This is a genomic window from Streptomyces sp. NPDC085927 (genome assembly GCF_044540975.1).
In the GTDB taxonomy this organism is placed as follows: Bacteria; Actinomycetota; Actinomycetes; order Streptomycetales; family Streptomycetaceae; genus Streptomyces; species Streptomyces hirsutus.
In genome coordinates this window covers 224,814-247,539 of the sequence record NZ_JBITSN010000010.1, presented here as the reverse complement: position 1 = coordinate 247,539, position 22,726 = coordinate 224,814, and the positions used below count along the sequence as shown (strand labels likewise).

21 protein-coding genes are annotated in these 22,726 nt (G+C 73.4%); 19 read left to right on the top strand and 2 right to left on the bottom strand.

Features of this window, described 5'->3' with window-relative positions:
• Positions 1–32 precede the first annotated feature (32 nt).
• From ACIF80_RS25545 to ACIF80_RS25525, 5 genes are read left to right on the top strand one after another with little or no spacing between them, the layout of a single operon-like run.
• Positions 33–887: an acetaldehyde dehydrogenase (acetylating) gene (locus tag ACIF80_RS25545; RefSeq protein ID WP_399808949.1), complete on the top strand. Its 855-nt coding sequence runs from the start codon at positions 33–35 to the stop codon at positions 885–887.
• 28 nt (positions 888–915) lie between these two features.
• Complete coding sequence (dmpG, locus tag ACIF80_RS25540; RefSeq protein WP_399808774.1) at positions 916–1,977, top strand: 4-hydroxy-2-oxovalerate aldolase; 1,062 nt, start codon at positions 916–918, stop codon at positions 1,975–1,977.
• Positions 1,978–1,985: 8 nt separating this feature from the next.
• Positions 1,986–3,170 (top strand): acyl-CoA dehydrogenase family protein, encoded by a 1,185-nt coding sequence (locus tag ACIF80_RS25535; RefSeq protein ID WP_399808772.1) that lies wholly within the window; start codon positions 1,986–1,988, stop codon positions 3,168–3,170.
• Positions 3,171–3,222: 52 nt separating this feature from the next.
• On the top strand, positions 3,223–4,155 hold the full coding sequence (locus ACIF80_RS25530; protein ID WP_399808769.1) for a VOC family protein: 933 nt from the start codon (positions 3,223–3,225) through the stop codon (positions 4,153–4,155).
• On the top strand, positions 4,152–5,630 hold the full coding sequence (locus ACIF80_RS25525; protein WP_399808767.1) for an FAD-dependent oxidoreductase: 1,479 nt from the start codon (positions 4,152–4,154) through the stop codon (positions 5,628–5,630). Before ACIF80_RS25530 ends, ACIF80_RS25525 begins: the two co-directional genes overlap by 4 nt.
• A 114-nt stretch (positions 5,631–5,744) precedes the next feature.
• Here ACIF80_RS25525 and ACIF80_RS25520 read toward each other — a convergent pair whose 3' ends face one another.
• Both ACIF80_RS25520 and ACIF80_RS25515 read right to left on the bottom strand, forming a co-directional pair.
• Positions 5,745–6,065, bottom strand: a complete 321-nt coding sequence (locus ACIF80_RS25520) for a ferredoxin (RefSeq protein ID WP_399808764.1) — start codon at positions 6,063–6,065, stop codon at positions 5,745–5,747.
• Positions 6,065–7,225 (bottom strand): Rieske 2Fe-2S domain-containing protein, encoded by a 1,161-nt coding sequence (locus tag ACIF80_RS25515; protein WP_399808762.1) that lies wholly within the window; start codon positions 7,223–7,225, stop codon positions 6,065–6,067. The genes ACIF80_RS25520 and ACIF80_RS25515 overlap by 1 nt, the downstream gene beginning before the upstream one ends.
• Positions 7,226–7,441: 216 nt before the next feature.
• Between ACIF80_RS25515 and ACIF80_RS25510 the strand changes: the two genes are divergently transcribed.
• The 14 genes from ACIF80_RS25510 to ACIF80_RS25445 all read left to right on the top strand — a co-directional run bounded on the left by ACIF80_RS25510 (position 7,442) and on the right by ACIF80_RS25445 (position 22,705).
• Positions 7,442–8,188, top strand: a complete 747-nt coding sequence (locus tag ACIF80_RS25510) for an SDR family NAD(P)-dependent oxidoreductase (protein WP_399808759.1) — start codon at positions 7,442–7,444, stop codon at positions 8,186–8,188.
• Positions 8,189–8,341: 153 nt separating this feature from the next.
• Positions 8,342–9,502 (top strand): steroid 3-ketoacyl-CoA thiolase, encoded by a 1,161-nt coding sequence (locus ACIF80_RS25505; RefSeq protein ID WP_399808756.1) that lies wholly within the window; start codon positions 8,342–8,344, stop codon positions 9,500–9,502.
• Positions 9,503–9,511: 9 nt separating this feature from the next.
• On the top strand, positions 9,512–11,713 hold the full coding sequence (locus tag ACIF80_RS25500; RefSeq protein ID WP_399808754.1) for an acyl-CoA dehydrogenase: 2,202 nt from the start codon (positions 9,512–9,514) through the stop codon (positions 11,711–11,713).
• Between the two features lie 2 nt (positions 11,714–11,715).
• Complete coding sequence (locus ACIF80_RS25495; protein ID WP_399808752.1) at positions 11,716–12,609, top strand: MaoC/PaaZ C-terminal domain-containing protein; 894 nt, start codon at positions 11,716–11,718, stop codon at positions 12,607–12,609.
• A complete protein-coding gene (locus ACIF80_RS25490; protein ID WP_399808749.1) occupies positions 12,606–13,292 on the top strand; it encodes a PaaI family thioesterase in 687 nt (228 codons plus the stop codon). The genes ACIF80_RS25495 and ACIF80_RS25490 overlap by 4 nt, the downstream gene beginning before the upstream one ends.
• A 13-nt stretch (positions 13,293–13,305) precedes the next feature.
• Positions 13,306–14,076 (top strand): SDR family NAD(P)-dependent oxidoreductase, encoded by a 771-nt coding sequence (locus ACIF80_RS25485; RefSeq protein ID WP_399808746.1) that lies wholly within the window; start codon positions 13,306–13,308, stop codon positions 14,074–14,076.
• A gap of 324 nt (positions 14,077–14,400) precedes the next feature.
• The gene (locus ACIF80_RS25480) at positions 14,401–16,062 is read left to right on the top strand and encodes an AMP-binding protein (RefSeq protein ID WP_399808743.1); all 1,662 of its coding nucleotides are present in this window, start codon (positions 14,401–14,403) and stop codon (positions 16,060–16,062) included.
• 62 nt (positions 16,063–16,124) lie between these two features.
• Complete coding sequence (locus tag ACIF80_RS25475) at positions 16,125–17,291, top strand: acyl-CoA dehydrogenase family protein (RefSeq protein WP_399808740.1); 1,167 nt, start codon at positions 16,125–16,127, stop codon at positions 17,289–17,291.
• Positions 17,288–18,316 (top strand): bifunctional MaoC family dehydratase N-terminal/OB-fold nucleic acid binding domain-containing protein, encoded by a 1,029-nt coding sequence (locus tag ACIF80_RS25470; RefSeq protein ID WP_399808737.1) that lies wholly within the window; start codon positions 17,288–17,290, stop codon positions 18,314–18,316. Before ACIF80_RS25475 ends, ACIF80_RS25470 begins: the two co-directional genes overlap by 4 nt.
• Positions 18,316–19,455, top strand: a complete 1,140-nt coding sequence (locus tag ACIF80_RS25465) for an acyl-CoA dehydrogenase family protein (protein WP_399808734.1) — start codon at positions 18,316–18,318, stop codon at positions 19,453–19,455. Before ACIF80_RS25470 ends, ACIF80_RS25465 begins: the two co-directional genes overlap by 1 nt.
• Positions 19,452–19,901, top strand: coding sequence for a MaoC family dehydratase (locus ACIF80_RS25460; protein ID WP_399808731.1), 450 nt, complete (start codon positions 19,452–19,454; stop codon positions 19,899–19,901). The genes ACIF80_RS25465 and ACIF80_RS25460 overlap by 4 nt, the downstream gene beginning before the upstream one ends.
• On the top strand, positions 19,898–21,079 hold the full coding sequence (locus tag ACIF80_RS25455; RefSeq protein WP_399808728.1) for a lipid-transfer protein: 1,182 nt from the start codon (positions 19,898–19,900) through the stop codon (positions 21,077–21,079). The genes ACIF80_RS25460 and ACIF80_RS25455 overlap by 4 nt, the downstream gene beginning before the upstream one ends.
• Positions 21,076–21,927 (top strand): MaoC/PaaZ C-terminal domain-containing protein, encoded by an 852-nt coding sequence (locus ACIF80_RS25450; protein WP_399808726.1) that lies wholly within the window; start codon positions 21,076–21,078, stop codon positions 21,925–21,927. Before ACIF80_RS25455 ends, ACIF80_RS25450 begins: the two co-directional genes overlap by 4 nt.
• Positions 21,920–22,705 (top strand): 2-keto-4-pentenoate hydratase, encoded by a 786-nt coding sequence (locus ACIF80_RS25445; RefSeq protein ID WP_399808723.1) that lies wholly within the window; start codon positions 21,920–21,922, stop codon positions 22,703–22,705. The genes ACIF80_RS25450 and ACIF80_RS25445 overlap by 8 nt, the downstream gene beginning before the upstream one ends.
• Positions 22,706–22,726: the final 21 nt, after the last annotated feature.

Sequence of the window (22,726 nt, the reverse complement as noted above, 5' to 3'; positions counted from 1 at the left end):
TCGTCGGATCCGGCAACATCGGAACCGACCTGATGTACAAGCTCCTGCGCTCGGAGGCCATCGAACCGCGCTGGATGATCGGCATCGACGAGCAGAGCCCCGGCCTCAAGCGCGCCGCCGACCACGGCCTGCACACCAGCGCCGACGGCGTGGACACGCTGCTGTCCGGCGCCGAGCGGCCGGACCTGGTCTTCGAGGCCACCTCCGCCTACGTCCACAAGGCCAACGCGCCCAGGTACGCCGGACTCGGCATCCAGGCCATCGACCTGACCCCGGCCGCCGTCGGCCCCGCCGTCGTGCCCGCCGTCAACCTCGGCGACCACCTCGACGCGCCGAACGTCTCCCTCATCACCTGCGGCGGACAGGCCACCATCCCGATCGTGCACGCCGTCTCCCGGGTCACCGAGGTCCCCTACGCGGAGATCGTCGCCAGCGTCGCCTCACCGTCCGCCGGGCCCGGCACCCGCGCCAACATCGACGAGTTCACCCTCACCACCGGCCGGGGCATCGAGACCATCGGCGGCGCCGCCAAGGGCAAGGCCATCATCATCCTCAACCCGGCCGAACCGCCGATGCTCATGCAGGACACCGTCTTCTGCGCGATCCCCGCCGACGCCGACCGCGCCGCCGTCACCGCGTCGGTCCACGAGACCGTCGCCAAGGTCGCCTCCTACGTGCCCGGCTACCGGCTGCGCACCGAGCCGCAGTTCGACGAGCCGAGCGCGGTCAGCGGCGGACTCGCCCGCGTGGCGGTGTTCCTCGAAGTGGAGGGCGCGGGCGACTTCCTGCCCCCGTACTCCGGAAACCTCGACATCATGACCGCCGCCGCCACCAAGGTCGGCGAGGGCTTCGCCCAGCGGATCACCGCCCGCCGCGCCGGCGCCTGACCCCCGCTCACCGAGGAGTACACGAGTCATGCCCTACAGCACCGACCTGGACATCCGCGTCACCGACTCGTCCCTCAGGGACGGTTCGCACGCCAAGCAGCACCAGTTCACCGTCGACCACGTCACCTCCATCGTGGCCGCCCTCGACGACGCGGGCGTGCCCGTCATCGAGGTCACGCACGGCGACGGCCTCGGCGGATCCTCGTTCAACTACGGCTTCAGCCACACCCCCGAACAGGAACTGATCAAGGCCGCCGTGAAGACCGCCCGGCGGGCGAGGATCGCCTTCCTCATGCTGCCCGGCCTCGGCCTCCAGGACGACATCCGCGAGGCCGCCGACAACGGCGCCTCGATCTGCCGGATCGCCACCCACTGCACCGAGGCCGACATCGCCGTCCAGCACTTCGGACTCGCCCGCGAACTGGGCCTGGAGACCGTCGGGTTCCTGATGATGTCGCACAGCCGGCCGCCCGAGGAACTGGCCCGGCAGGCCCGCATCATGGCCGACGCCGGCTGCCAGTGCGTCTACGTCGTCGACTCCGCCGGCGCCCTCGTCATGGAGGAGACCGGCGACCGCGTCGCCGCCCTGGTCGCCGAACTCGGCGACGACGCCCAGGTCGGCTTCCACGGCCACGAGAACCTGGGCCTCGGCGTCGCCAACTCGGTGCTCGCCGTGCGCGCCGGGGCGACCCAGATCGACGGATCGACCCGCCGGTTCGGCGCGGGCGCGGGCAACACCCCCGTCGAGGCGTTCGCCGCGGTCGCCGAACGCCTGGGCATCCGCACCGGCATCGACGTACTGAAGATCGTCGACGCGGCCGAGGACGTGGTGCGGCCCGTCATGGACGGCGAGTGCCTGCTCGACCGCATGTCGCTGACCATGGGCTACGCCGGCGTCTACTCCAGCTTCCTGAAGCACGCCGCCCGCCAGGCCGACAAGTACCGGGTGTCCGGCGCCGAGATCCTGCTGGAGGCGGGCCGCCGCAAGCTCGTCGGCGGCCAGGAGGACCAGCTCATCGAGATCGCGGTCGCCCTCGCCGAGAAGAACCGCGCCGGCCGCGCCACCGCCCAGACCTCCCCGGGGAAGTGAGAAGAGCCATGTCCAATCCGGTACTCGAGGCCGTCGAGGCACGCGCCGACGAGATCCGCGCCCTCGGCCCCGCCAACGAAGCGCTCGGCAGGCTCGACGACCACGCCGTGAAGATCCTGCGGGACGTCGGTGCGATCCGCATGCTCCAGCCCAAGGCCTACGGCGGCCTCGAACTGCACCCGCGCGAGTTCGCCGAGACCGTCATGAGGATCGCCGCCTGCGACGGCTCCACCGGCTGGGTCGCCGGCGTCGTCGGCGTCCACCCGTGGGAGATGGCGATGGCCGACCCGCGGGTGCAGGAGGAGGTCTGGGGCGAGGACCCCGACACCTGGATCGCCTCCCCGTACGCGCCGATGGGCCTGCTCAGGCCCGTCGACGGCGGCTACGTCTTCAACGGCCGCTGGCAGTTCTCCTCCGGCACCGACCACTGCCGGTGGATCTTCCTCGGCGGCTTCCTCACCGACCCCGACGGCAACCGGCTCAACCCCCCGCAGTCCGTGCACGTGATCCTGCCGCGCGCCGACTACGAGATCGTCGAGGACTCCTGGGACGTGGTCGGGCTGCGCGGCACCGGCAGCAAGGACGTCATCGTCAAGGACGCCTTCGTGCCCGCCCACCGGGTCATCGAGTACGCGAAAGTGGTCGACGGCTCCCTGGCCGCCGAGTCCGGGCTGACCAACCCCGCCTACCGGCTGCCGTTCTCCGCCGCCTTCCCGCTCGGCATCACCTCGGCCGTGATCGGCATGTGCGAGGGCGCCCTCGCCCACCACCTCGCCCACCAGCGCGACCGCGTCCAGATCACCGGCCGGGCCGTGAGGGACGACCCGTACGTCCTGTACGCCGTCGGCGACGCGGCGGCCGAGATCGCGGCCTCCCGCTCCGCGCTCCTGGACAACGTCTGCCAGATGTACGACCTGGTCGCCGCCGGCCGGGAGATCACCTTCGAGCGGCGGGCCGTCGGCCGGCGCACCCAGGCCGCCGCCGCCTGGCGGGCGGTCCGCGCGGTCGACGAGATCGTGGCCCGCTCCGGCGGCAACGCGATGCGCCTGGACAACCCGCTCCAGCGCTTCTGGCGCGACGTGCACACGGGCCTCACGCACGCCATCCACGTGCCGGGCCCGGTCTTCCACGCCTCGGCCCTGACGGAGATCGGCGTCGAGCCGCCGCAGGGGCCGATGCGTTCGATGATCTGAGCTGTGCTCCGAGGACGCTTCGAGGATCTCTGAGGACGAGGGAGTGGAAAGCATGACGCAGATCCGAGGGCTCGGGTATCTCCGGGTCCAGACCCGTGACATCGACCGCTGGCGTGAACTCACCGTGGACGCCCTCGGTTTCGCCGAGGGTTCGGGACCGGACTCCGACGGCCTGTACCTGCGGATGGACGAGCGCCGCGCCCGGCTCGTCGTCCTGCCCGGCGACAGCGACCGGGTGCTGTCGGTCGGCTGGGAGGTGCGGGACCAGTTCGCGCTGGCCGCGGTCGGCCGCGCCGTCGAGGCGTCCGGCACGGCCGTGAAGATGCTCAGCCAGGAGGAGGCCGACGACCGGGGCGTGGAGCAGGCCATCGCCTTCGAGGACCCGGCCGGCGTGCCCGTCGAGGTGTTCTTCGCGCCCATCCTCGACCACAGCCCCGTACTGACCGGCCTCGGGCAGCGGTTCGTCACCGGCGGCCAGGGCATGGGGCACGTCGTGCTGCCCACCACCGCCATGGACGACACGGTCGCCTTCTACACCGAGGTGCTCGGCTTCCTGCCGCGCGGCGGCATCCGGCTCAGTGGCCAGTCGCCCGACGCGCCGCCCCGCCGGGTGCGCTTCATGGGCGTCAACGAACGCCACCACAGCCTCGCCGTCTGCCCCGCCCCGCACAGCGGGGAACCCGGGCTGGTGCACCTGATGGTCGAGGTGGACACCCTGGACGCGGTCGGCCGCGCCCTCGACAACGTGGGCAGGCAGGGCTTCTCGATCTCCTCCACGCTGGGCCGGCACACCAACGACAAGATGGTGTCCTTCTACGTGCGCGCGCCCGGCGGCTGGGACATCGAGTACGGCTGCGAGGGAATGCGCGTCGACGAGCGGCACTACACCGCCGAGGAGATCACCGCCGACAGCTACTGGGGCCACGACTGGTCCGGTTCCGAGCCGCTGGCCGCCTTCAGCCCGCCGCCCGGGACGGACACGTGAACAGCTCCCGGCCGGTGACTCCCGTCCGCGCCGAGGCCGTCACCCACTACGCCGCCGAGACCGACGTGCTGGTCGTCGGCTTCGGCTGCGCGGGAGCCGCCGCCGCCTTCGAGGCCGCGTCGGCGGGCGCCGACGTCCTGGTCCTGGAACGGGCGGGCGGCCCCGGCGGGTCGTCGGCCCTCTCCGGCGGCGAGCTGTACCTGGGCGGCGGGACCGCGGTGCAGAAGGCGTGCGGCTTCGAGGACAGCGCCGACGAGATGTTCGGCTACCTCCGGGCCGCCCTCGGCCCGCACGCCGACGAGGAGAAGCTGCGCCTGTACTGCGAGGAGAGCGTCGCCCACTTCCAGTGGTTCGTGGACCGGGGCCTGGCCTTCGAGCCGACCCTGTGGGACGCGCCCACCTGGATGCCGACCACCCGGGACGGCCTGATGTGGCTGGGCGAGAACGCCTGGCCGTACAACGAGATCGCCCGGCCCGCACCGCGCGGCCACCGCTGTGCCACCGAGGCGTACGGCGGCTGGCTGGTGATGGAGAAGCTGGTCGCCGCCGCCGAGGCCGCGGGGGCCGTGGCGCACGCCGACACCCTGGCCACGGCGCTGATCGTGGACGACGCGGGCCGGGTGGCCGGCGTCACCGCCCGCCGGCACGGCGAGGAGGTGGCGTACCGGGCGCGCAGGGGAGTGGTGCTCACCACCGGCGGCTTCGCCGACAACGAGGAGATGCTCGCCGACCACGCCCCGCACCTCCTCGCCCACGGCAGGGTCAGCGACGGACTCGACGACGGCAGCGGCATCCGGATGGCCGCCGCGCTCGGCGCCGCCACCCGGCGGATGGGCGTGGTCGAACTGGCCCTGACCGCGCTGCCGGCCCTGGCCGCCCGGGGCATGCTGGTCAACGCCCGCGGGCAGCGCTTCATCAACGAGGACGTCTACCCCGGTCTGTTCAGCGTCGCCGCCGTCCTGACCCAGCCCGCCCCCTACTGGGTGATCGTCGACGAGGAGGGCTACGAGGCGGTACCCGAGCGCGAACGCTGGGGCGTCGTCCCCCGGTTCGTCTCGGAGACCCTGGAGGAGCTGGAGGCCGAGCTCGGCATGCCGCAGGGCGCCCTGGAGACGGCCGTCGGCACCTACAACACGTACGCGGCGCGCGGGCAGGACCCGTACTTCCACAAGGACGCCCGCTGGCTCCGCCCGCTGAAGGGCCCGTTCGCGGCGGTCGACCCGAGGGCCGGCTTCCACCAGGGCGGGCGGCCGAGCGCGGGGGCCGGGACGGGCGTCGCCGGGTTCACCCTCGGAGGGCTGCGCACCACCGTGGACGGCGCCGTGCTCGACGTGTCCGGCGCCGTCCTGCCCGGCCTGTTCGCCGCGGGCCGCGCGGCCTCCGGCATCCACGGCGAGGGGTACGTCAGCGGCACGTCGCTCGGCGACGGCACGTTCTTCGGACGCCGGGCGGGAGTCGCGGCGGCGGGCGGATAGCGGGGCGGGGGAGCGGGGCACGACGGGAGGCCGGGTACGCGCGGGAAGCGCGTACCCGGCCTCTTCGTCGCGTCCGCCGGGCCCGGAGGACGTGTCCCGGCGGACGGCCCGGGGTCAGGCCCGGTGCTCCGGGACCCGACCGGTGGCACCGGTGGGCCGTTCGTCGCCGTCACCGCCGTCACCGCCGTCACCGCCGTCGACCACCTCGAGCGTGCCGCACAGCGCGGCCTCACGGATCGTGTCGCGCAGGGACCGGCACCCCTCGAAGGCCCCGCCGGCCGGGTTCCGCTCCGCGCAGGCCGCCGTGGCCCGCGCGTCCCACTGCACGCTGGTCTGCTGCCAGCTGCTCTTGCGCACCAGGACCCCGGCGGCACACCGCCCGCAGGCCAGCGGCCGCATCGGGGCCCCGTCGGTGAACCGGTTGTCGGGCCGCATCAGACCGGCCGGCTCTCGGCGACGGCGGCCTTGCGGGCGAGGTTCGCCTCGACCTCCTTCTGCCACGCCTCGACGGGCCGCGTGGTGTCCAGCTCGAACTCGAAGCGGTCGGTCATCTCCGGTGTCACGTCGGCGACATCGACGTAGAACTGCTCGTACCACCGGCGGAGCTGGTAGACCGGGCCGTCCTCCTCGCACAGGAGCGGGTTGTCGATGCGGGTCTTGTTCTTCCAGATCTCGATGTCCTGCTCGAAACCGAGCTTGATGAACTGCGCCATGCCCGACGCGAGTTCGTCGGCGGCCTCGCCCGACAGGGACTCCGAGCGCTTGACGACGATGCCGTACTGCAGCACGAAGCGGTTCGCGTCCACCGGATAGTGACAGTTGATCAGCACGGACTGCACGTCACCGGTGTCGTAGTGGTACGTGAGGTCGTCGATCATGAAGGACGGGCCGTGGTAGGAGGCCACCGAATTGCTGCCGGTGGTCTTCGGTTTGCCGTCCTGCTCCTGCGGGCGGGCGTCGGGCCGGCCGGTGCCGCGCATGTACTGGGTGGCGGTGTGCCCCTCGAAGACGTTCTTGAAGTACGTCGGGAAGGAGTAGTGGACGTAGAAGAAGTGGGCCATGTCCACGACGTTGTCGACGACCTCGCGGCAGTTGGCGTCGACCACGGTCTCGTACCAGACCCAGTCGGTCCACTCGTCGCTGGTGGCCCCCTCGATGCGGGGGACGGTCACGTCCGGGGGCGGCGGGTTGCCCTCCGGATCGTTCCAGACGAAGAGCATGCCGTCCTGGTCCAGGGTCGGCCAGGCCGCCGTACGGGCCCGCAGCGGAACCCGCCTGGAGTACGGGATCTGCTTGCAGCGGCCGTCACCGCCCCAGCGCCAGTCGTGGAAGGGACAGGCGACCTGGTCGCCCTTGACCGTGCCCTGGGAGAGGTCGCCGCCCATGTGACGGCAGTACGCGTCCAGGACGTTGAGCGTGCCGTCGCCCGCCTGGAACACCACGAGCTTCTGGCCGAAGGCCCGCACCGAGTGCGGCTTGCCGTCCCTGTACTTCTCCGCGAGGCCCAGGCAGTGCCAGCCGCGCGCGAACCGGGTGGGTGCCGCGGCCGCCTCGATGGCCCTGACGTCGTCGTGTGCTGACTCGACTGCGCTCACGTTGCTCTCATCCCCTCAGGACGCGTGGTCTCCAGGGTCCGGACGGTAGGCGCGGACACCGCGGATCACGGCGGGGAGTCCCACTGACCGGAACCGGTGGTGGCCGGGCCGTGCGAGGGGCGGTCCCGGTCGGTGGGACCGGTCCTTCGCCGCCCCGCCGGCGGGCGTACAGTCCGCCGCCCCGTCCGTCGGCACGTGCAGCAGCGAGGAGCCGTGATGAACCGTTTCGAGGGTGTGAAGGTCCTGCTCACCGGTGCAGGATCCGGCATCGGGCGGGCCACCGCGCTGCGTCTGGTGTCCGAGGGTGCGGCCGTGTTCGCCGTCGACCTGTCCGCAGAGGGCCTGGCGGAGACGGCCGCGGGGGTTTCCGGCCCCGGACGGATCACGACCCGTGTCGCCGACGTCGCCGACGAGGACGCGGTGGTGGCGGCCGTGCGGGCGGCGGCCGGTGAACTCGGCGGCATCGACGTCCTGGTGAACGTGGCGGGCATCCACCGCACGACACCGATCGACCGGCTGACCGTCGCCGACCTGCACCGGCTCTTCACGGTCAACGCGGTCGGCACCGCCCTGTTCTGCCGGGAGGCACTGCCCCTCCTGCCGGACCGCACCGGCGTCATCGTCAACGTCGCCTCGTCGGCGGCGTCGCACGGCAACCCGTACATGACCGCGTACGCCGCCTCCAAGGGAGCCGTCCTCGGCTTCTCGCTGTCCCTGGCCGCCGAGGTCGCCCACCGCGGCGTCCGGGTCGTGCCGATCTCGCCCGGCGCGGTCGCCACACCGCTGGCCGGGCCGCACGTGCTGCCGCCGGAGCTGGACGCCTCGTACTACGGGCGGATCCGCTCCCCCTTCGGCGCCGCCGAGCCCGAGCAGATCGCGGGGGTGATCGCCTTCGCCGCCTCGCGGGACGCGGGGTATCTCACGGGGGCCGAGATGCGGGTGGACGGCGGGTCGCACATCTGACGGCACGCAAGAGGGGCCTCGTGTCTCCGGCCGGCCACTGAGCGGGACTGGGCCTTGCCTGTTTCGAGAACGAATTCTAGTTTTCCCGTGTCCGTCAGCACGTCCGTCCGTCAGTCCCGGGCCCCCACGGCCCCTCACCCCTTATGGAGAGCCATGACCGAGGCCGTCATCGTCGAAGCCGCGCGGACACCGGTCGGCCGGCGCCGCGGTGTCCTGTCCGGGCTCCACCCGGCGGAACTCCTCGGGCTGACCCAGAAGGGCCTCGTGGAGCGTGCCGGCATCGCCCCCGGCACCGTGGAGCAGGTCATCGGCGGCTGTGTCACCCAGGCCGGTGAGCAGTCCAACAACGTCACCCGCAACGCCTGGCTGCACACCGGGCTCCCGCACACCACCGCCTGCACCACCATCGACTGCGCCTGCGGTTCGTCCCAGCAGGCCGTGCACCTGGTCGCCGGCCTGATCGCCGCCGGTGCGATCGAGACCGGCATCGGCTGCGGCGTCGAGTCGATGAGCCGCGTCTTCCTCGGCAAGGCGCTCACCCCCGGCACCGGCGTCCCGGTGCCGGAGAGCTGGTCCCTGGACATGCCCGACCAGTTCACCGCGGCCGAACGCATCGCACGGCACCGGGGCATCACCCGGGCCGACGCCGACGCCCTCGGCCTCGCCTCCCAGCACAAGGCCGCCCGGGCCTGGGCGGAAGGCCGCTTCGACCGGCAGATCATCGGCATCGACGCCCCCGTCGTCGGACCCGAGGGGCCCACCGGGGAGACCGCCCTCGTCACCTGCGACCAAGGGCTGCGCGACACCACCCCCGAGGCGCTGGCCGCCCTCAAGCCGGTCCTCCCCGACGGCATCCACACCGCCGGAAACTCCTCCCAGATCAGCGACGGCGCCGCCGCCGTCCTGCTGATGAGCCGGGAGCGCGCCGCCCGCGAGGGGCTGCGGCCGCGTGCCCGGATCGTGGCCTCCGCCATGGTCGGCTCCGACCCGTACTACCACCTCGACGGGCCCGCCGCCGCGACCGAACGGGTGCTGGGCACGGCCGGCATGACCCTCGACGACATCGACCTCGTCGAGATCAACGAGGCCTTCGCCTCCGTCGTCCTGTCCTGGGCCCAGGTCCACAAGGCCGACCTGGACAAGGTCAACGTCAACGGGGGCGCCATCGCGCTCGGCCACGCCGTCGGTTCCACCGGGGCCCGGCTCATCACGCAGGCCCTGCACGAACTGGAGCGCACCGGCAAGTCCACCGCGCTGATCACCATGTGCGCCGGCGGGGCGCACGCGACCGCCACCGTCATCGAACGCGTCTGAGGGGCCGTCATGACCATCGGGCTCACCCAGGAGCACCGCGACCTGCGCGACGCCGTGCGCGCCTTCGCGAACCGGCACATCACCGAGGACACCCTCCGCTCGGCGGCCGATGCCGAGAAGGAGACGCTCCCCGACCACTGGAGCGGCCTCGCCGGGCAGGGGCTGCTCGGGCTGCACCTCCCGGAGGAGGCGGGCGGCGCCGGGTACGGGCTCGTCGAACTCGCCGTCGTCACCGAGGAACTGGGGCGCGCGATGGCGCCCGGTCCCTTCCTGCCGACGACGCTCGCCTCGGCCGTCCTGCACGCCGCCGGACACCGCACCCATCTCGCCGGGCTCGCCACCGGCACCGCCGTCGGCGCGGTCGGACTCGCCCCCGGCACCCTCGCCCTGACCCGGGCCGCCGACGGCACGGCCACGCTCACCGGCACCTGTGAACTCGTCGTCGGCGGCCACCTCGCCGACCTGTTCGTGCTCCCCGCCGCCGACGGGGGCCGCACCACCTGGCTCGTGCTGCCCCGCGCCGCCGTGGAGAGCACCGACGTCCGCAGCCACGACCTCACCCGCCGCTCGTCCCGGGTGACCGCACGCTCGGTGCCCGTCCCGGCCGCCGACCTCCTCGACCTCGACCCGGGGCGTCCGCGGGACCTCGCCGCGGCCCTGTTCGCCGCCGAGGCCTCCGGCATCGCCGACCGCTGCGTGACCACCGCCGCCGATTACGCCCGGGTGCGCGAGCAGTTCGGCCGCCCCGTCGGCCAGTTCCAGGGCGTCAAGCACCGCTGCGCCCGCATGCTCGCGCACGCCGAACAGGCCCGCGCCTGCGCCTGGGACGCCGCCCGCGCGGGCGACGGCCCCGGCGGCGCAGGAGACGCCCCCCTGGAGGCCGCACTGGCCGCCGCCGTCGCCGGAGCGGTCGCCGTCGAGGCCGCGTTCGTCACCGCGAAGGACTGCATCCAGGTACTCGGCGGCATCGGCTTCACCTGGGAACACGACGCGCACCTCGCGCTGCGCCGCGCCCAGACCCTCCGCATCGCCCTGGGTCCGACCGCCGCCTGGCGCCGCCGCGTCGCCCGCCTCGCCCTGGACGGCACCCGCCGCAGCCTGGGCGTCGAACTGCCGCCGGAGGCCGAGGCCGTACGCGGTGACATACGTGCCGAACTGCGCGCCGCCGCAGCCCTGGACGGCACGGAGCGCCTCACCCGCCTCGCCGACCACGGGTACACTGCCCCGCACCTGCCCGCCCCCTGGGGCAAGGGCGCCGACCCGGTGACCCAGCTCGTCATCGCGCAGGAGCTGGAGGCCGCCGGCCTCACCCCCGTCGACATGATCATCGGCGGCTGGGTGGTACCCACCCTCATCGCCCACGGGGACGACGCCCAGCGGGAGCGGTTCCTCGCCCCGAGCCTGCGCGGCGACATCGTCTGGTGCCAGCTGTTCAGCGAACCCGGCGCGGGCTCCGACCTCGCCGGTCTCGGCACCCGCGCCGAGAAGGCCGACGGCGGCTGGCGGATCACCGGCCAGAAGGTGTGGACGTCCATGGCCCGCGACGCCCACTGGGGCGTCCTGCTCGCCCGCACCGACACCGCCGTGCCCAAGCACAAGGGCATCTCCTACTTCCTCCTCGACATGACCAGCCCCGGCCTCGACATCCGGCCACTGCGGCAGATCACCGGAGAGGCCGAGTTCAACGAGGTCTTCCTCGACGACGTGTTCGTCCCCGACGAACTGCTCGTCGGCGCGCCCGGCGACGGCTGGAAGCTCGCCCGCACCACCCTCGCCAACGAACGCGTCGCCCTCTCCCACGACTCGGTCGGCTCCGGCGCCGAGACCCTGCTGGAGATCGCCGCCGCCTCCGACGCCCTGGACGACGAACGCCTCACCACCCTCGGCGGCCACCTCTGCGACGCCCAGTCCGGTGCCCTCCTCGCCCTGCGCACCACCCTGCGCACCGTCTCCGGACAGCAGCCCGGCGCCGAGGCGTCCATCGCCAAACTCCTCGGCGTCGAACACCAGCAGCGGGTCTGGGAGACCTGCGTGGACTGGCAGGGCCCCGCCGCGCTGACCGGCGAGGGCGCACGCCACGACGCCATGTGGATGTTCCTCAACTCCCGCTGCCTGTCCATCGCGGGCGGCACCACCGAGGTCCAGCTGAACATCATCGGCGAGCGCCTCCTCGGCCTGCCCCGCGACCCCGAGCCCACCCGGAAAGGCTGACCATGCCCATCGACCGCGACAAGGCGCTGAGCGCGGACCCCGCCGTCCGCGAGATCCACTGGACCACGCGCGACGTCCTCCTGTACCACCTGAGCCTGGGCGCCGGCACCGCCGCGGCCACCGACCCCGAACCGCACCTGACCTTCGAGAAGGACCTCAGGGTGCTGCCCACCTTCGCCCTGGTGGCCGGCACCGGCATCTCCGCGGGCGAGGCACCGGTGCCGGGCGTCGAGATGCCCGGCATCGACGTCGACCTGCGTGCCGTACTGCACGCGGGCCAGGGCCTGCGGGTGCACCGGCCCCTGCCGGCGTCGGGCACCGCGACGCTCCGCTCGCGCGTCGCCGAGGTGTGGGACAAGGGCAAGGCCGCGCTCATCGTGCTGGAGTCCGCGGCCACGGCCCCCGGCGGCGAACCCCTGTGGACCACGACCACCCGCATCTGGGCGCGCGGCGAGGGCGGCTTCAGCCAGGACCCCGGACCCGAGGAGCACTGGCCGGCACCGGACCGCCCCGCCGACACCGTCCTCACCACCGCGACCACACCGCAGCAGGCGCTGTGGTACCGGCTCAACGGCGACCTCAACCCGCTGCACGCCGACCCGGCCTTCGCCCGCGCGGCCGGCTTCGACCGGCCGATCCTGCACGGCCTCGCCTCCTACGGACTGGTCGCCAAGGCCCTGGTCGACGGGATGCTCGACGGCGACGTCACCCGCCTCACCGGCCTCGCCGTGCGCTTCGCGGGCCCGCTCGTCCCCGGCGAGTCGATCGTGACGTCCGTCTGGCGCGACGGACCACCGGCGGACGACGGCACCGGGCGGCTCCTGCTGCACGCGGCCTGCCCCGAGCGCGACGACGCGCCCGTGCTCACCCACGCGACGGCGACGGTGCGGTCATGAACGCCCCCGCCCCCCACGAGACCGCCGGACATGTCACCGAACGGGTCGCCGAACAGGACGGTGCACCGGCCGCCGGCCCCCGCCTGGTGGCCGAACCGCGCCCGGACGGCGTGGACGCCGCGGTCGCCGCGGCCCGCCGCCTGATCACCGCGCTGCTGCGCGCCGGCGACGGCACCGGCGCCGACATGACCGCGATCGCCGCACAACTCGACGCCGTCACCGACCGGCTCACCGAGAAGGCGCCCACCGTGCAAGAACGCCTCGCCGAGATGTGGCGCGGCCAGGGCGTCACCCGGCACGACCCCGTCACCGGCCCGGAGAACGCCCTCGCACCGCCCCTGACCCTGCACGGCAGGGACGACCGCTCCATCGAGGGCGTCGTCACGCTCGACCTGCCCTACCAGGGACCCCCCGGGCACGTGCACGGCGGCGTGTCGGCGCTGCTCCTGGACCACACCCTGGGCGTGGCCAACCACTGGGCCGGTCCCTCCGGGATGACCGCGGAACTGACCCTGCGCTACCTGCGGCCCACCCCGCTGTTCGAGCCCCTCACCGTCACCGGACGGCAGGTCTCGGTGGACGGCTCGCGGATCCGCACGGCCGGCGAGATCTCCGCGGGTGGCCGCACCTGCGTCACCGCGGAGGGCCTGTTCATCAACAAGCAACTGCCGCGGCCGAGCTGAGGAGAGGGTCACCATGGAACACCCGGTACGGAACCTCGACGGCAAGGTCGCGGTCATCAGCGGGGCCGGCCAGGGGGTGGGACAGGGCATCGCCCTGGCCCTGGCCTCCGAGGGCGCCTCGGTCGCCGTCCTCGGGCGGACGGCGGCCAAGCTGGAGACGACCTGCGAGATGCTGCGCGCCAGGGGAGCGGAGGCGCAGCCGTTCGTCCTCGACGTGCTCGACACGGACCGCATACCCGGCGTGGTCGAAGCCGTCGCCGAGCACTTCGGCGGCGTCGACATCCTGGTCAACAACGCCTACACCGGCTGCTACGGCCCGCTCCTCACGCTCGGCGACGAGCAGTTCCGCAAGGGCTTCGAGAGCGGTCCGTTCGCGGCGTTCGCCTTCATGAAGGCCGCGCACCCGTACCTGAAGCGGAACGGCGGCGTGATCGTCAACCTGGTCACCTCGGCCATGGTCCGCTGGGACCTGAGCACCTACGGGGCCTACGCGGCGGCCAAGTCCGCCCTGCGCACCCTGACCCGGGCCGCCGCCAACGAGTGGGGCCGCGACGGGATCCGGGTCAACGCCGTCGCCCCGCACGCCGTGTCGCCCGCCCTCGCGGCGTGGCAGGAGGCCCACCCCGAGGAGGCCGCCGAGTTCCGCGCCTCCATCCCGCTGGGCTACGTCGGCGACTGCGAGCAGGACATCGGGAGAGCCGTGGCGATGCTGTGCGGCCCGGACGCCCGTTACCTGACGGGCGCCACGGTGCCGCTCGACGGCGGCCAGGCCAACTTCGGCTGACGGCCGGCAGCCGGCGGCCATGGTCGCCGGCTGCCGGCCGCATTCCTCCCGGTCAGCGGGACAGCCCGGAGTGGGGCGGCCCACCCGCGGCTAGCGTCGCCGACGGCAGGAGGAACCGGGCGGCCGTGAGCGGGACCGGGCCACGGGCGACAGCGGGTCACGGACGGTCCGGCCGCCCCGGAGCCCGGAGCCCGCCCCGCGTCCCGAGGCCCCGCACACCCCGCCCGGGGCCCTACGACCACTACGGAACACCCGGCGCATCCCGCGCCACCCGTCTCCGTACCGACATCGGCAAACCCGTCCACCGGGTGAGAGGGACCGACGTTGCCACACCAGACGATCGCCGACCTGCTGCTCGCCCGTGCCGGGGACGACCGCCCGGGCCTGCTGACCCGCGAGGACTCCTGGACCTGGGACGAGGTGGTCGCCGAAAGCGCCGCCCGCGCCGCCTGGGCCGGGGAGCTGCGCACCGAGGGGCCGTTCCACATCGGCGTCCTCCTGGACAACGTGCCCGAGTACGTCTTCTGGCTCGGTGCCGCCGCCCTCGCCGGCGCGGCCGTCGTCGGCATCAACCCGACCCGCCGCGGTGCCGAACTGGAACGCGAAGTACGGCACACCGACTGCCAGTTGATCATCACGGACCGGGCGGGCCTCGACCTGCTGGACGGCCTGGACGTCGGCGTGAAGCGGGACCGCTTCCTCGTCGTCGACGAGCCGGACTACGCGAGCCGCCTCGCCGCCCACTCCGGGCCGGGGCCCGTGCGCGCCGCCCCCGACGTCACCGCCGCCACGCGGATGCTGCTCCTGCTGACCTCGGGCACGACCGGCACGTCCAAGGCGGCGATCTGCTCGCAGGGCAGGCTCGCCGCGCTCGGCGCCTCCAACAGCGCCAAGTACGACATCACGCGCGACGACACCTGCTACTGCCCGATGCCGCTGTTCCACGGCAACGCGCTGATGGCCCTGTGGGCGCCGGCCCTCACCGCGGGCTCCACCATCGCGCTCACCCGCAAGTTCTCCGCCTCGGGGTTCCTCCCCGACGTCCGCCACTTCGGTGCCACCTACTTCACGTACGTCGGCAAGGCGATCGGCTACATCCTGGCCCGCCCCGAGACACCGGAGGACGCCGACAACCGGCTGACGCACGCCTTCGGCACCGAGGCCTCGCCCGAGGACGCGGACCGCTTCCTGAGCCGTTTCGGCTGCCGTCTCGTGGAGGGATACGGCTCCAGCGAGGGCAGCGGCATGCTCAAGCTGGCACCCGACGGGCCGGCCGGCGCGCTCGGCGTGCCCGCCCGGGACAGCGTCCGCATCGTGCACCCCACGACCCGGGAGACCTGCCCGCCCGCCGTCCTCGACACCTACGGCCGGGTGCGCAACCCGGAGGAGGCCATCGGCGAGATCGTCGACACCGAGGGCGCCGCCCGCTTCGAGGGCTACTACAACAACGAGGCCGCCAACGCCGAACGCGTCCGGCACGGCTGGTACTGGACCGGCGACCTCGGCTACGTGGACGAGGCCGGCTACTTCTACTTCGCGGGCCGCTCCGGCGACTGGATCCGTGTCGACGGCGAGAACATCTCCGCCCTGCTCACCGAACGCGTCCTGCGCAGGCACCCGGGCGTCGTCGCCGCCGGCGTCTTCGGCGTCCCCGACCCACGCTCCGGCGACCAGGTCATGGCCGCCCTCGAGATCCCCGACGGCACCCGCTTCGAGGACCTCGGCCTGCCGGGGTTCCTGGCCCGCCAGGAGGACCTGGGCACCAAGGGCGCCCCCCGCTTCGTGCGCGTCTCGCACGCACTGCCCACCACCGGCTCCAACAAGCTGCGCAAGAAGGAGATGCAGCTCGACGGCTGGCGCACCGACGATCCGGTGTACCGCTGGGCGGGCCGGGGCGCGCCCGCGTACGCGCCGATGACCGACGCCGACAAGGCCGCGCTGCGCGGCGAGTTCCTCGCCAACGGGCGCGGGCGCTTCCTGCCCTGAAAGGCACTTCCCTCCCCGGCAGGCCCGGTCCGCCCGACGGCGACAACCAAGGAGAACGACACATGCAACTGCGCGAGAGCGCCGCGCACCGCGAGCTGCGGCGGGAACTGCGGGCGTACTTCGCGGGCCTGATGCCCGAGGACGAACGCCGTCGCGTCGGCGAGGAGGGCGTCGGCGGCGACCGCTTCCGCGAGGTCGTCAAACGGCTCGGCGCGGACGGCTGGCTGGGCATCGGCTGGCCCACCGAGTACGGCGGCCAGGGCCGGCCGGTCGAGGACCAGTACGTGTTCTTCGACGAGGTCCAGCGGGCCGGCCTGCCCTTCCCGTTCGTCACCGTCAACACGGTCGGCCCGACCCTCATGGCGTACGGGTCGGAGGACCACAAGAGGCGGTTCCTGCCCGGCATCCTCTCCGGCGACATCGTGTTCGCGATCGGCTACACCGAGCCCGAGGCCGGCACCGACCTCGCCTCGCTGACCACCCGGGCCGTCCGGGACGGCGACGCGTACGTCGTGGACGGCAGCAAGATCTTCACCAGCGGCGCCAACACCGCCGACCACGTGTGGCTCGCCGCCCGCACGGACCCGGACGCCCCGAAGCACAAGGGCATCTCCATCCTCATCGTGCCCACCACCGACGAGGGCTTCACCTGGAGCCCCATCCGCACGGTGGGCGGCATGGTCGTCACCGCCACGTACTACAGCGGCGTACGGGTCCCGGCAGGCGATGTGGTGGGCGAGGTGGACGGCGGCTGGCGGCTGATCACCGCCCAGCTGAACCACGAGCGCATCGGCCTCGCCGCCCTCGGCGGCCGCATGATCCAGCTCTGGGAACGGGTCCTCGACTGGGCCAGGGAGAACGGCACGGCCGACCTCCCCTGGGTGCGCCAGGAGTTCGCCCGCACCCACGCCCGGCTGGAGGCGATGCGGCTGATGAACTGGAAGATGACCGCGGCCGTCGCCGCCGACGCGCTGACCGGCGCCGACGCGGGCGCCGCCAAGGCGTACGGCACCGAGACCCACATCGACGTCCAGCGCTCACTGACGCAGATCCTCGGCGCCGCCGGACGCATCCGGCCCGAGTCGCCGGGCGCGGTCCTCGCCGGGCAGGTCGAGCAGCTCTCCCGGCAGGGCATCGTGAACACCTTCGGCGGCGGCGTCAACGAGATCCTGCGCGACATGGTCGCCACCCAGGGGCTCGGGCTGCCGCGCAAGGAGCGTGGCGCGTGACCGGGCAGCACAGCACCCCGCCGGACCTCGGGTACGAGGAGCGGCTGCAGGCCTTCGCCGGGCGCGAACTGCGCGCGCTCACCCCGGCCCAGGACCCCGTCAACCAGCCGATGATCCGGCACTGGACGGAGGCGATGGGCGACACCAACCCCGTCCACACCGACGCCGGGGCGGCCCGTGCCACCGGACGCGCGGGGGTGGTGGCGCCGGCGTCGATGGTCCAGGCCTGGACGATGCGCGGCTACGCCGCCACTGTCTCGCCGCCGGCCGGGCGGGACGGCTTCGACGAGCTGGTCGACCTCCTCGCCGAGGGCGGCTACACGTCCGTGGTGGCGACCGACTCGGAGTTCACCTTCCTGCGGGAACTGGAGCCCGGGGACCACGTCGCCGTCCGCGAGACCGTGGAGTCGATCTCGGCGGAGAAGCGGACCGGCCTGGGCACGGGGAGGTTCGTCACCACCCTCAAGACGTACACCGACCAGCACGGCGAGACCGTCGCCACCCAACGCTGGCGGACCCTCAGATTCCGCCCGGCGGCCCCTGCGGCTCCGGCGCCCCCGGCGGTTCCGGAACCGGGCCCGCGAACCGTCCCCGGACCGGCTCCGGAAGCGGCCCCCGCCCTGCGGCCCCGCCCCGCGATCAACCGCGACAACGCCTTCTTCTTCGACGGCGCGAAGCAGCACCGGCTGCTCATCCAGCGGTGCGCCGCCTGCTCCGCCCTGCGCCACCCCCCGGGCCCCTGCTGCCCGGAGTGCAACGCGCTGGAGTGGGACACCGTCGAGGCCTGTGGCCGCGGCCACGTCTACAGTTACGTCGTCAACCACCATCCGCGGCACCCCGCCTTCGACTTCCCGCATGTCGTCGCGGTCGTCGAACTCGCCGAGGGCACCCGCCTCATCACCGACCTGACCGGGGTCGCGCCCGAGGACGTCGCGATCGGCATGCCCGTGGTCCTCGACTGGCTCGACGCCGACCCCGATCTGACCCTGCCGGTGTTCCGGCCCGCCCCGACGGAGGTGCCCTGATGGATTTCTCCCTGGGAGAAGAGCTCGAAGCGGTCCGTGACCTGGCGCGGGAGATCTTCACCGACCGTGCGACGCCCGAGCGGCTGCGCGAGGTGGAGACCTCGCCGGCCCGTGTCGACGCGCGCCTGTGGGCCGACCTGGCGTCGGCCGGTCTGCTCGGCGCCCTACTGCCGGAGGAGGACGGCGGTGCCGGACTCGGCATGGCGGGGCTCTGCGTCCTCCTCCAGGAGCAGGGCCGGCGGGTGGCGCCGGTACCGCTGTGGCCGGCCCTGGTCGGTGGCCTCGCCGTCGCGGCGCACGGCACCGCGCGGCAGCGGGCGGAGCTGCTGCCGGGCCTCGCGGGCGGCGACGGGCGGCCGACCGTCGCCCTGGAGGAGTTCGGCCCCGCCGACCCGCTCACGCCCCGGACGACGGCGGTGGCGGACGGCCCGCACTGGCGGCTGACCGGCACCAAGGCCGTGGTACCCGCGCCGGACGGTGCTCAGCATGTCCTGGTCACCGCCACCACGGCGACGGGCCCCGGCCTGTTCCTGGTCGCGTCGGACGCCCCCGGAGCGACCTGGGAGCACGCAGAGACGACCACCCACGACCTGAGCGCCCATCTCACCCTCGACGGCGCCCCGGGCGAACCCGTCGGCACGCCCGGCGACGGGACCGTCGCGGAAGTGGTCCGCGACTCCTTCGTGGCGCTCGCCGCCGTCCAGCTCGGCGTGGCCGAGGGCGCGCTGCGGTACGCCGCCGACCACCTGCGCGAACGCCACCAGTTCGGCCGTCCGCTCGCCACCTTCCAGGCCGTGCAGCATCAACTCGCCGACTGCTACATCGACATCGAGGCGATGCGGGTCACGCTGTGGCAGGCGGTCGACGCCCTGGCGGAGCCCACCGACGCGCCGGCGGAGCCGTTCGACGCCGAGGACGCCGACCGGGCCGCCCTGGTCGCCAAGTGGTGGGCCACCGAGGGCGGACTGAACACCGTCCACCGCGTCCAGCACGTGCACGGCGGCATCGGCGTCGACACCGACTACCCGGTGCACCGCCACTTCCTGTGGGGCAAGCAGATCTCCACCACCCTGGGCGGCGCGGGCGCGGACCTGGAACGCCTCGGCGCCCTGCTGACGAGCGGGGCGGTGGCCTCGTGACCCGGCCGGACACTCCCGCTCTCCCCACCACCCGCACCTACGACGAGGTGGCCGTCGGCGACGTCCTCCCCGACCTGTCGGTCCCGGTGACGCGCACCCTGATCGTCGCCACGGCGCTCGCGAGCCGCGACTACCAGGACGTGCACCACGACCCCGAACTCGCCCGCGAGCGCGGCTCCAAGGACATCTTCATGAACATTCTGACCAGCAACGGCCTGGTCGAGCGCTACGCCACCGGCTGGGCCGGCCCGGCCGCCGTCGTCAAGGCCATCCGCATCCGGCTCGGCGTCCCCAATCACCCCGGCGACACCATGGTGCTCACCGGCACCGTGACCGGGAAGTCCGACGAGGACCGCAGCGTCGACCTCGCCGTCAAGGGCACCAACGGCCTGGGCGCCCACGTCACCGGCACTGTGACCCTGCGGCTGCCGGGGGAGGCCCGATGACCGCCGGCCCGCTCTCCCGGGCCGCGGCCGTGGCCGGGATCGGCGCCACCGAGTTCTCCAAGAACTCCGGACGCAGCGAGCTCCAGCTCGCCTGCGAGGCCGTGCTCGCCGCCCTCGCCGACGCCGGACTGAAACCCGCCGACGTGGACGGCCTGGTCACCTTCACCGCCGAGACCAACTCCGAGATCCATGTCGCCCGCAACACCGGCATGGGGGACCTGACGTTCTTCTCCCGCATCGGATACGGCGGCGGGGCGGGCTGCGGCACGATCCAGCAGGCGGCGATGGCCGTCGCCACCGGAGTCGCCGACGTCGTGGTCTGCTACCGGGCGTTCAACGAACGCTCCGGCGAGCGCTACGGACTCGGCCAGGCCGCCCGCCCCATGGACACCACCGCCGACCGGGCCGCCTACGCCTGGATGACGCCGTTCGGGCTGAGCACCCCCGCCCAGTGGGTGGCCATGTTCGCCCGCCGCTACCTCCACGAATACGGTGCCAGCACCGACGACTTCGGCCGGGTGGCCGTCGTCGACCGCAAGCACGCCGCGAACAACCCCGCCGCCTGGTTCCACGGCCGCCCCATCACCCTGCAGGACCACCGCGACTCCCGCTGGATCGCCGAACCGCTGCGGCTGCTCGACTGCTGCCAGGAGACCGACGGCGGCCAGGCCCTGGTGATCGTCTCCGCCGAACGGGCCCGCGACCTGCCCCACCCGCCCGCGCTGATCCACGGGGCCGCCCAGGGACTCGGCGCCGACCAGCACATGATGACCAGCTACTACCGGCCCACGATCACCGGAATCCCCGAGATGGGCCTGGTCGGACGGCAGTTGTACCGGCAGAGCGCCCTCGGCCCCGACGACATCGACGCGGCGGTCCTCTACGACCACTTCACCCCGCTGGTCCTGCCCCAACTGGAGGAACTGGGCTTCTGCAAGCCCGGCGAGGCGAAGGACTTCATCGCCGACGGCCACCTGGAGGTCGGCGGCCGGCTGCCCCTGAACACCCACGGCGGGCAGCTCGGCGAGGCGTACCTGCACGGCATGAACGGCATCGCCGAGGGCGTCCGGCTGGTCCGGGGCACCTCCGTGAACCAGCCGGACGGCGTCGGCCACGTCCTGGTCACCGCCGGCACCGGGGTACCCACCAGCGGCCTAATCCTGGGAGCGGACCGATGAGCGCATCCACGACCGCCTCACCGTGGCAGGGCCACGACCTCGGCACCCGCACCGTCTCCTACACCGAGCGCGACGCGATCCTGTACGCCCTCGCGGTCGGCGCCGGCGCCGACCGGCTGGACCTCGTGTACGAGGAACGCCTGCGCGTACTGCCCACCTTCGCGCTGACCCTGGCCCAGTGGGCGCCCGACGCACTCGGCGCGCTCGGCGCCTTCGACGTCACCACCGCCGTGCACGGCAGCCAGCGCCTGGTGGTGAAGGGGCCGTTGGAGCGGGCCGGGGAGCTGACGATGTCCGCGCGGGTCGCCGACGTGTGGGACAAGGGCTCCGCCGCCGTCTTCGACGTCGAGGTGTCCTGCGACCGCTTCACGGCGACCTGGTCGCTCTTCGCCCCCGGCAGCGGCGGCTTCGGCGGCGACCGCGGCCCGTCCGCCCCGCGCCGCCCGGACCGGCCGGCCGAGCACGGGCCGACCGTGACCACGCACTCCCGGCAGGCGGCCCTCTACCGGCTGCTCGGCGACCGGCACGCCATGCACGTCGATCCGGAGGCCGCGAAGGCGGCGGGCATGCCCCGGCCGTTCCTGCACGGGCTGTGCACCCTCGCCGCCGCACTGCTGCCGCTGGCCGACGCCCTCGGCGCACACCCCGCCGATCTGGTGGAGCTTCAGGCCCGGTTCGCCGCACCGGTCTTCCCGGGCGACCGCCTCGCCCTGCGCGGCTGGAACGACGACGGAGCCGGCGTCCGCTTCGAGGCGTCCGCCGCCGACGACGACCGCACGGTGCTCTCCGGAGGTCGTGCCCGCTTCGCCCCCGACGCACCCGGCCGTGAGGAGACCCCCGATGCTTGAACCCGCGCAGCGCGCCGAGGCCGCCGACCTGCTGTGGACCGCACAGCGCGACCGCACCCCGGTCGACCCGCTGACCAGCACGTACCCGGACATCGACGCCACCGACGCGTACGAGATCCAACTCCTCAACATCCGAAGGCAGTTGCGGGACGGTGCCACGGTCCACGGGCACAAGGTCGGCCTGTCCTCCAAGGTCATGCAGCAGATGATGGGCGTGGACGAACCCGACTACGGCCATCTGCTCTCGGACATGGTGCTGTCCGAGGGGACACCCGTGGAGGCGGGCCGCCACTGCTTCCCCCGGATCGAGGTCGAGATCGGGTACGTGCTGGGCCGCAGCCTGCCCGGCGAGGGCTGCACCACGGCGGACGTCCTCGCCGCCACCGAGTACATCGTGCCGAGCATCGAACTCATCGACAGCCGGATCAAGGACTGGAGGATCGGACTCGCCGACACCATCGCCGACAACGCCTCGTCCGCGGGCGTGATCCTCGGCGCGGCCCGGGTGCGTCCCGCCGACCTGGACCCGGCCGACATCGCCGCCGTGCTGTACCGGGGCGGCGAGGAGATCGCCCGGGGCAACACCAGCGCGGTGCTGGGGGATCCGACCGAGGCCGTCGCCTGGCTGGCCCGCAAGGTGGCCTCCTACGGGGTGCGCCTGGAAGCCGGTCACCTCGTGCTGCCGGGTTCGTGCACCCGGGCGGTGGACGTGCGGCCGGGGGACGCGTTCCGGGCCGAGTTCGAGGGACTCGGCTCCGTGTCGGTCGGTTTCGTCTGAGTGTCCGCCCGGCTTCGTCCG